Genomic DNA, 12802 nt, shown 5'->3' on the forward strand with positions numbered 1-12802 from the left:
CCATAAGTTTCCTTATGTTCAAACTTTAGACCCGCATGTTCGGAATTTTGTCAGTTCCCTTTCATGAGAACATTCTCACCTTATCTAGTTTTTCAGCCGTGCGGCATATCCGTTGGCATACCTTTTCCAAAGGGAATGGCTTCAGCCTTCGTTCTGCCGAATCACCTGTGCTTCATACCCCATAGCCTGTCAGCTTGACGCATGCAGGATTTGTTGACGGGATGGTTTCAGGAAACATGGTTCCGTCATTCCCATCCTCGGTTGTAAAGTTAGGATTATCTAAAATATAATCCTCTTCCTTTCACGCTTCAAAGCGCTTATAGCAGGGCTTGTCGATCGGCGCCCGATAACGGCATAAGAAAGCGCCCGTTTTGCATTGGGCGATAAAAGGATTTCCGATTATTTTGCAATATACCTTTTCGAGGCGTTGGGCAAAAACACCCTATTACAAATTTCCTCTCTTTTACCCCTATATTACCAATAAATAATAGAGACATTATTATGTCAAATGTTATGTCATAAAAAAAGAGTGCACTGGCACACTCTATTATTATACAAAAGTTTCACCTGTCATGACAGACATGAATCTATTAAAGAACTTAGGATAGTGTAATTGAAAAGCAATTCGATGTGTTTTTACCTCCGTTTGTGCTTCTTCTTCCTGACTTCCAAAAAGGCGGATATCTGCAATACTTTGTCCTCGTTCAGTTTCTTCCGTTGCTTGACCAATATGAACCGGTAATTCTTGATACGTAAACATATCATCATAGGTAACCGCCATTACTGTTAGCACATCATGCAATGGACTGCCTTGGATATTCGGATCTCTTTCTTTATAATAGTTATAATAATAATCCAGCAGTGTTTTTACGAGGGGCACCTCACCAACAGCATCAATATAATTTACCATTTCTGGTGTGGCAATGGCTCGTTCTGTAACGTTTAATGGAATAATCGTTACATTTTCAGCTTGTGTCAGCAAGATCTGAGCAGCAATAGGGTCGCCATGAAAATTTGCTTCCGATACTGCAGTGACATTGCCAGGCACCCAAAAAGCACCACCCATTATATAGTATCCTTTTACTTTTTTCATGGTATCTGGGTACAAAAGAAACAGGGTTGCAAGGGATGTTAACCTGCCAATATTGACAATAATTAAATCTTCGGGATTTTCCTCAATAATATCAAGTACCCCAAAAAAATTTTCAAAAACATCTTCTTCACCTGCTTGTTTTTCATCAGCAGTAGGAGGTGTAATTGGTCCAAGTCCATATTCTCCATGAATCTCTGGTACAATTTCAGGAACTTCACCGGTCATAGGGATTTCAGCTCCAGCAAAAACTTTAATCGGTTCACCATCCTCTGATTCAAACAAGCTGCGTAAATATTCCAGACTATCTATTGCATTTTCTCTTGTAATATTCCCATAGTCTGCAACAACACCTGCTATATCAATCTCATTCGTAAGTAAAGCATAAATAATGGCTATCGTATCATCTATACCAACATCTGCAAATAGCAACACTTTTTGAGGCAAAGTAATCTCTCCTATAGTTTGATTAATTATCCTACATTATATGAAGCGAGAAAGTTGTCCTGTGTATTTGCTGCCTACTATACAGGAGATGTGTCCTGTCATGACGGTCAAAGTTTTCAACTAAGACCTCTCATCTCATCCTGAATAAGCGAACTATATAAGTAAACTGCAAAACTTATGGTTATTGGGATAGAAATAAAAGTACGAATCAGTAATTTATTCTTTACTCTTTTATACTCATCATCAGAAATAGGATTACTAATATTCAAAACCCTCTCAATAAAGTATCTTTGTTAAACGTAGTATATGTGTTTTTTGATTCCCAGTTGCCTTTAATCCAACTCCGTATCAATTTACTCATACAGATAGGTAAGGGTTTGACGTTATCGCTCCCTTTTCCCCCTATTTGCACCGTATGTGCAACTTTCATCGCGTACGGCGCGCCAACTAATCCAATTTAAGCTATTCTATGTATTTAATGAAGTCTCTTTTGTTCCAGTCTTAGATTGTTTAAAGATTGCATTGTCTACGGAGTTTATTCACCATTTCTATTTCCTTATAATTCAATTGTATTTCTTTAAGTATCGCTTTAATCTTAATCTCATCTTTTAAATGGATAAGGCGCTGAACAGGTCCATATAACACAATTAAGTTCGAGAAACGATCATCTCTTATGAGATAGTAAGGCTCTTTATGATGACAATGCCAATCCGAAAGGTCTAGTAGCTCTCTACCTGTTATCGCACACCTGCCATACTGGGCAATAAACTTACTAATGCGATTATCGTTGTATTCAACCGTTCGATTTGGAATAAATTTTGTCATGACATGATAGAGTACATTTTGCTGAATCGCTTTTAGGTTTTAGTGAATTTTTGCTCTGCCAACGGCAGTGAAATTGCAGGTACCCTGCGAAAAACACAAATTCGTTTTATACCGTTGGGCATAGATGGGGGCATTTAATTTGAACCTGCGGTTTCCAGAGTTTCTTTTAATGTTTCGATAGGCAAGACGTATATTTTCATTCGAACGAATCACGTTCATTAAATCATAGAAATTGTGACCATCGACACTTTGAGAGTAAAGGTTGTCTAGACAGTATTGCATATTATAATACTCCGTGTGTCTCAGTTTCTTCCGTTTCAACAAGTCGGTGACTCTCTTGGGATTTGAACCTCTTTTAGTCTTACGAGAACCTTATTAACCGATAAAGAACTGCCGTACATGATTGAATGATCTTCATTAGTCTAGTGACTATCCCCCACGTGGATTAAACATTTCATCGGTACTGTGCCACCACTTTCCCTGATATTAAGAAAGGTTATATAGTAGCTATTCTCACTACGGTCTTTCCTACCGACGTTTCAAAAGGAGCAAGCCCTCTACGTTATCAGCTTACAACGTTGAATAACATCTACTGTAGAATGAATCTAGGTGTTTCCTGTAGACCTGTTTGCTTAGAAATGCCTTTAACATCACATGGACTTTCATAATTGTTATTCTTACTCATCCACAGCTAACCTCACATGAGTAATATACACATTTCTATGTATTGTCAGTTTAGGTCCGTACATTCAGAAATTCGTCAGCTTACCTTTCTATTCTCATAGGGGTATTCGCATTCTCACCATGTTCATTCAGCTCAAGTGCTATGATTTACATCGCCCCCTCAGGTAGAGTTTCGTCAGCCAAAACTGTTACGGTAAATTCTTACGCCTATTTGCCGAGCTTATAACACACTTTTTCTTACTAAACAGCGTGCTATTCGACGCAGGGGGAGCCTTTCAGAGCGTTACCTCATCATCCGACTCCTTGATAATATCCTTCAATTTAAATCATAAATTGCCTGACCTTTACCGAGATCGTGTTAGCCACATCTCACATTTGAGTCAGGAACGTGTCGCACCCATTAAAGCGCCCGATTGAAGAAGATTGTTTTTGGGCTAAAGCCTTTTCTATTAAAGGGGCTTATCTGACAACCAATCATTCCGACAACATAACCTTCCTAAATTCTTCTATAAATGTTTCGTAATGAAGGTTGATGGCAATCCTTGTTTTCCCAGTCTTACTTGTTGGTCGCATATCAATATAGGACATTCCCTTTGCTTCTATACCCTCCACCACATTTGTATCATAGTATAGCAGGATTTTTAATAACCATGATGGTAAGAAGATCGTGAATAGGTGCACCTGGAATACCTGGTACAGTTTTCTTATAAAATTCGTAGTAATATTCAAAGACAGGCGCCATCATGGAGGCATAGATGTTTTTCTTGTTTTTAGAAATGGCGTCCACGATATCCGGGGTGAGAACGGCAAATTGAGTGGAATTTAACGGAGTTATCGTTAGGTTATGTGCAAACTTAAGAACGAAATTAGATGAAGTCAGATCACCAAAAAAATTTGCTTCTGCCAGTGCCGTTACGTTACCTGGAACAAAGAATGCACCACCCATCACATAAAAGGAGTGAACCATTTTTATTTGGTCAGGAAACAGGATAAATGCAGTTGCCAAGCTGGTCGAGCGGCCTGTGTCTACTAACTATCCGGAAACTTATATTCACCGTTCTCACCGCCTTGTTAAAATTTTATTATTATAAGCTCCTTTATGTTACTCAATTTCAGATTCATGTTGTTGTAATTACGAAAAAGATGTTCTTGTTCTCATCTGGGTAAGTAAACCATGCAAGGACAAAATCACTTGCATAGGATAAATTGAACCAGCACTAATTTTTCAAGAGTTGCTTTGAGGTATTGTTTAGTAATAAGACGAGTGAAAAACCAAAAACTCTTTAAGTTTCATTCACAAAAGTCTTCTAATACTAAAAGGGGGTATAAGGTATAATGGTCATCAAAAAAAATGGTCGTAAGCCTGGGAATAAAAAAGCAAATAGAACATCAAATTTAGAATCATTTACCACTGCTGATTTATTAAGTGGACAGAGCATTGAGCTCGTAGTAGCAGCCTTACTCGTGACTGGAAAACTTCGATCTAGTTTCGTTACAATATATCGTGATGAGCCCACTGTTGAGGTACTCCTAACAGGAGAATTCATGCGGCCTTCCCCTGAAAATGCGAATAAGATGGCAGAGTTTATAAATGAAAACGGCGATATGACCATCGAAGAAATCATGGAAGGAATTAAACAGCAATTAAATAACTAAAGAAAGGAAGATCAAACTTGTTTGAGGATTTTGATGGGCTAATTTTTAATCGAGGGGTAATATTCATTGTATTAATCCTTTTTCTCATATTCGGAACTTTGGCTACTGGGGGAATGGGGAATGAAGAAAACGTACAACAAGTCCAATCTCAACAACAGGAAGCTGTTTAGGATAATAGACAGGTCTCCTGATTAATAAATGGACTGAGCGAGATTCTTTAATAAGGTAACTTTGTAGATTCAAAATAAATCCAGTTTTATAAGAACATACACAAAAAGACCAATTTGCAGAAAGTCTTTTTGTGTATGAGTGTTGTCTGAATCAAGATAAATATCAGCAAGGCCACCGCCATATCCAAATCCTTCTAAGACACGAGAAAAGCGAAACAACACAAATTTATGCTCAATTAAGTGGAAGACTTCGGCAAGAGTTTTACATTCATATCTCTTATACCGTTTCTGTAAGGATTTTGAAAAGTCCTGAAACGCAGTCTCTTTTCTCATTTCATTTAAACGATTATATAATGTTTTATTAAGACGATTGTTCAGCTTACTTAAGTCTATCGTTATTCGTGAGGCTGCAGAATAATAATTTTGTATACCCATTATGACCGCATTGAATCACCAAACAATCTCAGCTGTTTGGTGTTTCTGAATTGCTTTTACAGCTTGTTTTATCTTTATTTGTGCGTTTCTAAGTGCCTTTTTGATTATATGTGAACGAGCTACATAACGTATCCCCATATTCGTCTTTTTACGATGTGCTTAATGCGAAAACCTAAAAACTCTGATGGATTTTTCTTTAGATTGATCACTTTTGATTTTTCTTCACTAGTTTCAAGGCGAAGCCTTGTTTGAAGGAAATCTTTAACGGCATAATACATTTTAATCGATTGTGAACGAGTACGACAAAGGATTTTAAGTAGAGTAGAGAACAGGCGCCGTATAGTTTCTTCGTCCTCGGGTTTCAGGGTTTTCCACCTTACTAAGCCAGACAAAGGAACTACCGATTTCCAGCTCCCCCTCGTCAAACCGTGCGAGAGGTTTTCCCTCACACGGCTTTCCGACAGTCTTCATCCTAGGCATTCAGAGCAGTAATCTCTTCACATTACCAGATAAGAAGAAAATACCTATCCCCCTAAAGAAATGAGCGTGATAATCTCGGTTCGCATTACTTCGTTTCTGCCTCTTCTTCCGCAGGAGCCTTGTAATCCGCTCTTGTACATAGCGATCTATTTGAACGAAATGTTCGGCGGCATTACTCCATCGGTAGTAGTTACACCATCCCTTTAAGATGGGGTTGATGATGGACGCAAGTTCTGAAATTGGTGTTCGGATATCTATTCACAATGCTTGTTTAATTCTCTTTCTTATCCTTTTCATCGATTTCTGAGATGGCCACATGTAACACCAGAACTTCCCCGTTCTAGATTTCTTATACCTGAAATGAAAACCTAGAAAGTCAAACCCCTCTTTCGCATGGATCACGCTTGTTTTCTCTTCATTAATTGTTAATCCTAATCGCCTCATGATTTGTCTAACAGCTACTAAATAGCGCTCAGGATTATGTCGACAACATATCACACTATCATCCGCGAATCGCACTAGTTTTGCTTGGTGTTTTCCTCGATCCAATCCCTTCTTATGCCACAATTGATCAAAGGCGTTCAGATAGATATTAGCTAATAATGGAGAGATAACCCCACCTTGCGGTGAGCCTTTCTCTGAGGATCGGAAAACATTATTCTCAATGACTCCAGCTTTTAGCCAGCGTCGGATAAGCCTAATCATCCACGGATCGGTGACTCGTTGCCTAATTAATGCAATCAAGTTTTCATGCGGAATGGTGTCGAAGTAAGATTTCAAATCCAAATCAATTATATAACAATGTCCTGTGACAATGTGTTTGCGTACCTTCCGAATCGCTTGATGTTGATTTCTTTTAGGGCGGAATCCATATGAACAATCATGAAAGTCAGACTCGAATATGGGTTCCATCACGATTTTCGCAGCTGTTTGAACAACCCGATCTTTGACTACAGGTATTCCTAAAGGGCGTTTCTTTCTATTTTCTTTCCGAATATAGACACGCTTAACAGGCTTAGGCCGGTAGGCCTTATCTCTTAATTCCTGTTGAACCTCCTGTAAGAACGTGTTAACGCCGATAAAATCAACGATATAGTCAACACTTCGGTCATCAATTCCTGCAGAACCTTTGTTCATTCGGACTTGCTTCCATGCAAGTTTTAATACATCCCATCGGTGGGTTTTGTCATAAAGAATTCCATATTTCTTCTTTGGTTGTTCCTTGGCACTAAGATATAGCTTTCGCTGCAGTACCCGAACCTTTTCTTCCATCGGCGTGTGTTGAGCTTTTGAAGCAATCACGCAAATTCCCCCTGTTTTGAAAGCATTAACTGAAGTACAGGTCCTTCCCTTCTATAGGGTTTTGTTGTCCCCATCATCATCAGTACTATAACCTGTTCCGATTCCCTATCCACACGTTCCTAACAATTTCGAGGATCCCTCTTATATGTTGGGTTACTCTATGAGATGTGGGAGGGCCTCAGCTGTTCTCCGCCATTCTTTCCCTGCATGCCACCGCCTTTGTACCGGAAACTCTTTAATGTTCCACTTCCTATTATTCCCATTAAAGCAACGGCCTTCGCCCAACGACTCGAGGCTCGGCAGTTTCTGCTTCAACTCTCCCAGTGATATTCGTTGAATATACGCTGACGATACTTTTACGGACGTTCACTCTCGTTACGGCCTGCAGGTTTGCCTACGCTCCTTGACTGGGACGAGAACGTTGTGTCGAATCTGCTTCTACGCTACCAGTTACCCAGTAGCGCATGATTCCAGGCTAACCGAATGAATAGGAAACTTTCGGTGTGAGTACGTTTCAACTCACTAGAAATAACGGAGCTTTCAGCTCGCGCAATCATCCGCATACCTAACGAATTTATGACCGCGTTTCTCCAGTTCTTTATCCAGTTCATCCAATACAATATTTGAAAGTAACGGACTTAACGGACCACCTTGAGGAGTCCCTTCTGTGATTGGGCGGACCAATCCATTTTCGAGCACTCCTGCTTGCAGGAAACTTCGGGTAAGAGGAAGTAATTCCTTGTCTTTAATTTTATCCGCAAGTTTTGCCATGAGGCGGTCGTGGTTCACTTTATCGAAGAATTTCTCCAAGTCCATATCTACAACCCAGCGGTATCCTTCTTTAATATAGGCTCTTGCCTGTTTAACGGCAGTATGTGCCCTTCTATTCGGGCGGAACCCATAGCTGAATTCCGAGAATGTCGGATCAAACACTGCTGTCAGTTGTTGGGCAATGGCCTGTTAATGAAACGGTCTGTCACCGTAGGGATACCCAGTTTCCTGATACCTCCGCCTGGTTTCGGCTGATAGGTACCCGACCCTAGGCTGTCAACGATGGCTGTCCAGTTTTCTGTCAAATGCATCCGCAGGTCTTTTGTGGTCATTTGATCAACACCGTGACTGCCTTTATTCTTTTCTACTCGTTTTATTGCCTGTAAAAGATTTGGTCGTGCTAGAATCCGTTCCATCATAGATATATCCTCCTGCGTGAATCAGCTTTCTTCTTGTGCCATCCCATTCTCCGCCCTCGTTAAGTCCCCCACAGGATTCACCGTTTCCTCCTTAAAGTAGGTTGCCATCTTTTCTGCTTCATTGAATGGAATGAACGCTTAGACGTGATTCTCCATAATTGGTTCCGTCCTTCCCTGCTTCCTTAAGTAAAGGGTACTATGACTTCTGCTGACGCCTGTTGTTCAACAGCCTTTCACAAAGCTGCTTACCGTGTGGGCACGGCGTATCAACAGGTTCTCCCCGGGTAAGAGTACAAACTTTCCTTCCATGTCCCCGCCTCATCTACTTTGTAATACCTTTGGCAGTATGGGTTTTGTCCTGTTTGGCAGACTCATCCAATATTACCTAGCCTTAAATGAGGTTCGTGTCCCTCGGAGCGGAAGTTTGCCGTCGACTTCCTTCAGACATGACGGTCGCCCCCCATGCCCTTGTCTTGAGCTACAGCTACTACTGCCTTCGCTGTTCGGGACTTTCACCCTATAGTTTGTACCCATGCCGGGCACACCAAAAAAAGCAGGGTTTCCCCTGCTTTCCGATTTGATCTTTTATGTTTTTAAATTTTGTTGTCGTTCACTCGTGAAGAAATGGTTAGAAATCTAGTAATTAACAGAAAGTGTACTGTGGTTTCTGATTAAGTACAGATTATCGAGCATTTTGAGGAAAGCGAGTTGCCATAGGACTTTATAAATCATTTCCGTATATAATTATTACAATTTTACTAATTTTGATAAAAGACGAAAAATCGCTTGCTTATTAGTTATCGTTTTTGTACTCTAAGAATAGAGATTATTGCATGGTTTGTTTCTTTGTTTGAATTCAGAATTATAGTTCAAAAGAAAAGGAGGTGTCTATTAATGAAAATTAAACTTATCTCTTCTTTATTTATTGCTGCTTTGTTGATGGTAGGGAACCCTTTTCTTTCAGAGGCAGATGCAGCAAACAGAACTGACCCTATTACTTTTGAAACTGGGGATGGTAAATGGGATGGCAGTGTTACTGCTAGGGTACAAAGTGATGTTTCAGTACACTTATATGATTGGTCTCCTAGAGACCAGTTAAAAGTCCGGTTATGTAATGCTTCATCTGGAAATTGTACAGGATACAGACAATTTGATCCAAATACTGGTCATAGCGCCACTTTTTATAATGTACTTCCGGGAACTTACTATGGCGATGTAGCAAAGGTTGAAAACCCTTGGAGAAATGTTAGGGGGATGCTCGCTTTCCAACTTCATGAAGGGATTTAGCATACGCCATACTAAATTACAATTACAGAAAGTATGAATGAACGTCTTCCGTAAGCAGGTGCTTTTTCCTAATAAGGAACAGAGCCAATATCGCATATAAGGGCTTGATTGTTGAAGACGGACAATAAAAAATAATCATACTTTCTTATAAAAATTGAACAATACTTCATAAAAAGAATCCATTTTGATCAACTTTTTCAAAACGGATTCTTTTTATTTATCGTAAAATGTGAGTTTGGAAGGTACTTTTGATCAAACTTTATCTTAAAGCTACATTTAAAACCGGCCTCCCCCCCTTGGATAGGCATGACTAAGGAATGAGAGGGCATTAGACCCGTTGAGACATGGGAGGGTAAGCCTAAAGGGGCGGCGTGGAGAATGCGCGCAGTATACTTTTTAGAATATTTGGAGTTTATGGCTCCTTTATTCCCGCATGCCTTCATGTAGCCTTTAATATCAACACTCATTCCATTTATCCGTTATTGTACTGAAAAGTGGTTTGAAATCCTGCGAATAAGCGAGCATTTACGAGTAAATTGAATCTATCTGGGAGAGGTAATAAAGTATTTTATAAATATCGTAAAAAAGAAAACAGGAACTGCACACTTTCAAGCTCCTAAGGAACGTATTACTGTTGGTATTTTGTATACTTTTTCCTTTCCAATGCAATTCGTAAGCGTCTTGTCATTATAACTAAACCTTTAAGCTCCAACATGCACAATGGCTAACCATGAAAAATTGGGGCGGCATATCTGTGAAATTTATGCCGCCCCGTTTTATGTTCATTTTGATTCGTCAAAAGCGTTTAGGGCATTTACACTGTGTGCAATAGCCGAACCAGCTTTCAATGCGGTAGAAACCATAATCCCCTCAGCAATTTCTTCTTTTGATGCACCTGACTTTTTTGCATTTTTTGTGTGCAAATCAATGCAATACGGGCACCCTGTTGTGTGGGCGATAGCAATTGCAATCAGTTCTTTTTCCTTTGTATCAAGGAGTCCTGGTTTCATGGCTTGTTGATCAAAATCAATAAATGCCTTAAATGCATCGCCATTTAAGGATGAAAATTCCTTTAATCTATTGAAATAAGCTGCTCTGTACAGCTCTTCCTGATCGTTTTCATCAAATGCGTTTAAAGCATTCACACCGTGTGCAACGGCGGAGCCGGCTTTTAATGCAGTAGCAACCATGATTGCTTCCAACATCTCTTCCTTTGAAACATCTAAATTTTTGGCGTTTGTTACATGAATATCAATGCAATAAGGACACCCTGTAACATGGGCTACTGATACTGCAACGAGTTCCTTTGTTTTCTTTGAAAGTGTCCCTTCTGATAATGCTAGTTGATCAAACTTAACAAATGCCTTGAATGTTTCTGGTGATAGTTTTCTAAGTTCATTAAGTCTTTTTCCATATGATTTTTTATATAAAATATCTTCAGACATTTTAACAGCCCCTATTTATTTGTTTTTAAACTTATATAGTATGTACTTTCGAAGTACTAATACTAGTATAGTTTCATAGATGCACATTAGCTCAAATATACAGAATCAATTTTAAAGAAAATGTGGAAATGTGTCCGTTTAATGAACAATTTATACTAAAACAATTACTATCTTTATGGCTCTTGTATTTTCTAATACATATCCACATAAAAAACGGACAACAATCCACAACAATGAACCATTGTTTACCACCATGAATGTCAGTATTGATTAACTCATATTGATCCAGATCGTTTTCACTTCGGTATAATTATCAAGCGCATACGATCCCATCTCACGGCCAAAACCGGATTGTTTGTAACCGCCGAATGGTGCGGCCGCGTCAAAGACGTTATAGCAGTTCACCCATACCGTGCCTGCGCGCAGACGATTAGCGACGTAATGTGCATTTTTAACATTTTCCGTCCATAAGCCCGCAGCCAATCCGTATTCCGTATTGTTGGCCCGTTCGACCACTTCATCCAGATCTTCAAACGGCATGGCCGATACAACCGGTCCGAAGATCTCTTCCTTCGCGATGGTCATGTTATCATCTACGTCGGCAAACACAGTTGGCTCAACAAAATAGCCTCTGTCCGTATGAGAGCCCCCGGTAAGTAGTTCCGCACCTTCTTCCTTGCCTTTATTAATATAATTGACCACTTTATCCTGCTGCTCTTTGGAAATAAGCGGACCCATCTGCGTGTCTTTGTTCATTCCTTCCCCCTGCTTGATCTTTTTCGAATGATCAACGAGATCAGCCATGACATTATCGAAGGATTTCTTCTGTACGAACAACCGGGAGCCGGCACTGCAAACCTCACCTTGATTCATCATAATCCCGCTCATTGCTCCTGGGATAGCGCGGGACATGTCGGCATCAGGCAGAATAATGTTCGGTGACTTTCCGCCGAGTTCAAGGGTGACCCGCTTCAAGTTACCGGACGCCTGGCTCATAATATGCTTTCCCACTCCCGTCGAACCCGTAAAAGCTATTTTATTTACCCAAGGATGATTCACAAGCTCTGCACCTGTTTCGCCATAACCGGTCACGACATTGAAAACACCCTCCGGAATACCGGCTTCTGCAGCGAGCTTTGCCATATACAGTGCCGAGAGCGGCGTTTGTTCTGCCGGTTTCAGGATGATCGTACAACCGGTAGCGAGCGCTGCTCCCATTTTCCATGCCGCCATTAACAATGGAAAATTCCATGGAATAATCTGTCCGACGACCCCTGTTGGTTCATGGCGTGTGTACGTGAAAAAGTCCCCCTGCACTGGAATGGTTTGCCCCACCATTTTCGTCGACCAGCCTGCATAATAGCGGAAATGTTCGATTGCAATCGGAGCATCCGCTGCCATGGTCTCACTGATTGGCTTTCCATTATCCAATGTGTCAAGTTGTGCAAGTTCTTCCTTATTTTCTTCCATCAAATCAGCTAGTTTATAGATCAACCGGCTTCTTTCCGCTGCACTCATTTTTGACCAAGGACCATTATTAAATGCCTCCCTTGCAGCACGGACAGCCGCATCCACATCTTCTTTTCCAGCCTCGTTTACAGTCGCAAGCATTTCACCTGTCGCCGGATTTAAACTTTCAAATGTTTTGCCTTCAGCCGAGTCCACCCATTTACCGTTAATGAACAATTGCTTGGTACCCTTTAAGAATTCGGCTATCTTCGGTTGTAAATCAAGTGTTTGTACCATAATGATACCCTCCCCTAATTCTACATAGTCGTTACACCAAAATAA

11 protein-coding genes and 1 pseudogene are annotated in these 12802 nt (G+C 40.3%); 3 read left to right on the top strand and 9 right to left on the bottom strand.

Going from position 1 to position 12802, the window contains the following annotated elements; translation table 11 throughout:
* Nucleotides 1-550: 550 nt before the first annotated feature.
* The 3 genes from ACZ427_RS08880 to ACZ427_RS08890 all read right to left on the bottom strand — a co-directional run bounded on the left by ACZ427_RS08880 (nucleotide 551) and on the right by ACZ427_RS08890 (nucleotide 4052).
* A complete protein-coding gene (locus ACZ427_RS08880; RefSeq protein WP_461177738.1) occupies nucleotides 551-1537 on the bottom strand; it encodes a nucleoside hydrolase in 987 nt (328 codons plus the stop codon).
* Nucleotides 1538-2047: 510 nt separating this feature from the next.
* Complete coding sequence (locus tag ACZ427_RS08885; protein ID WP_461177737.1) at nucleotides 2048-2362, bottom strand: hypothetical protein; 315 nt, start codon at nucleotides 2360-2362, stop codon at nucleotides 2048-2050.
* Between the two features lie 1306 nt (nucleotides 2363-3668).
* The gene (locus ACZ427_RS08890) at nucleotides 3669-4052 is read right to left on the bottom strand and encodes a nucleoside hydrolase (protein WP_461177736.1); all 384 of its coding nucleotides are present in this window, start codon (nucleotides 4050-4052) and stop codon (nucleotides 3669-3671) included.
* Between the two features lie 329 nt (nucleotides 4053-4381).
* On the opposite strand from ACZ427_RS08890, the gene ACZ427_RS08895 reads away from it, so the two are divergent.
* Nucleotides 4382-4702 (top strand): hypothetical protein, encoded by a 321-nt coding sequence (locus ACZ427_RS08895; protein WP_461177735.1) that lies wholly within the window; start codon nucleotides 4382-4384, stop codon nucleotides 4700-4702.
* A gap of 17 nt (nucleotides 4703-4719) precedes the next feature.
* On the top strand, nucleotides 4720-4872 hold the full coding sequence (locus ACZ427_RS08900; RefSeq protein ID WP_461177734.1) for a hypothetical protein: 153 nt from the start codon (nucleotides 4720-4722) through the stop codon (nucleotides 4870-4872).
* A 69-nt stretch (nucleotides 4873-4941) separates the two neighbouring features.
* On the opposite strand, the gene ACZ427_RS08905 is transcribed toward ACZ427_RS08900, so the two are convergent.
* The 4 genes and pseudogenes from ACZ427_RS08905 to ACZ427_RS08920 form a co-directional block, all read right to left on the bottom strand.
* On the bottom strand, nucleotides 4942-5307 hold the full coding sequence (locus ACZ427_RS08905; protein WP_461177733.1) for a hypothetical protein: 366 nt from the start codon (nucleotides 5305-5307) through the stop codon (nucleotides 4942-4944).
* Nucleotides 5308-5787: 480 nt separating this feature from the next.
* Complete coding sequence (locus ACZ427_RS08910) at nucleotides 5788-6045, bottom strand: group II intron maturase-specific domain-containing protein (protein WP_464883581.1); 258 nt, start codon at nucleotides 6043-6045, stop codon at nucleotides 5788-5790.
* The gene (gene ltrA / locus ACZ427_RS08915; protein ID WP_461177732.1) at nucleotides 6046-7089 is read right to left on the bottom strand and encodes a group II intron reverse transcriptase/maturase; all 1044 of its coding nucleotides are present in this window, start codon (nucleotides 7087-7089) and stop codon (nucleotides 6046-6048) included.
* A 549-nt stretch (nucleotides 7090-7638) separates the two neighbouring features.
* A pseudogene (locus ACZ427_RS08920) lies at nucleotides 7639-8279 on the bottom strand (reverse transcriptase domain-containing protein); the annotation flags it as partial.
* A gap of 894 nt (nucleotides 8280-9173) precedes the next feature.
* Between ACZ427_RS08920 and ACZ427_RS08925 the strand changes: the two are divergent.
* On the top strand, nucleotides 9174-9566 hold the full coding sequence (locus ACZ427_RS08925; protein WP_461177731.1) for a hypothetical protein: 393 nt from the start codon (nucleotides 9174-9176) through the stop codon (nucleotides 9564-9566).
* Between the two features lie 782 nt (nucleotides 9567-10348).
* Here the strand turns inward: ACZ427_RS08925 and ACZ427_RS08930 are convergent.
* Together ACZ427_RS08930 and ACZ427_RS08935 are read right to left on the bottom strand one after the other, a co-directional pair.
* The gene (locus ACZ427_RS08930) at nucleotides 10349-11011 is read right to left on the bottom strand and encodes a carboxymuconolactone decarboxylase family protein (protein ID WP_461177730.1); all 663 of its coding nucleotides are present in this window, start codon (nucleotides 11009-11011) and stop codon (nucleotides 10349-10351) included.
* A 270-nt stretch (nucleotides 11012-11281) separates the two neighbouring features.
* Entirely contained in the window at nucleotides 11282-12757 is a 1476-nt protein-coding gene (locus ACZ427_RS08935) for an aldehyde dehydrogenase family protein (RefSeq protein WP_461177729.1), read from the bottom strand.
* Nucleotides 12758-12802: the final 45 nt, after the last annotated feature.

It is taken from the genome of Virgibacillus ainsalahensis, from assembly GCF_055380755.1.

Coding starts and splice junctions, on each gene's coding strand:
- ACZ427_RS08885 (WP_461177737.1), bottom strand. CDS start 2,362: ATGACAAAATTTATTCCAAATCGAACGGTTGAATACAACGATAATCGC.
- ACZ427_RS08895 (WP_461177735.1), top strand. CDS start 4,382: ATGGTCATCAAAAAAAATGGTCGTAAGCCTGGGAATAAAAAAGCAAAT.
- ACZ427_RS08905 (WP_461177733.1), bottom strand. CDS start 5,307: ATGGGTATACAAAATTATTATTCTGCAGCCTCACGAATAACGATAGAC.
- ACZ427_RS08925 (WP_461177731.1), top strand. CDS start 9,174: ATGAAAATTAAACTTATCTCTTCTTTATTTATTGCTGCTTTGTTGATG.
- ACZ427_RS08930 (WP_461177730.1), bottom strand. CDS start 11,011: ATGTCTGAAGATATTTTATATAAAAAATCATATGGAAAAAGACTTAAT.
- ACZ427_RS08935 (WP_461177729.1), bottom strand. CDS start 12,757: ATGGTACAAACACTTGATTTACAACCGAAGATAGCCGAATTCTTAAAG.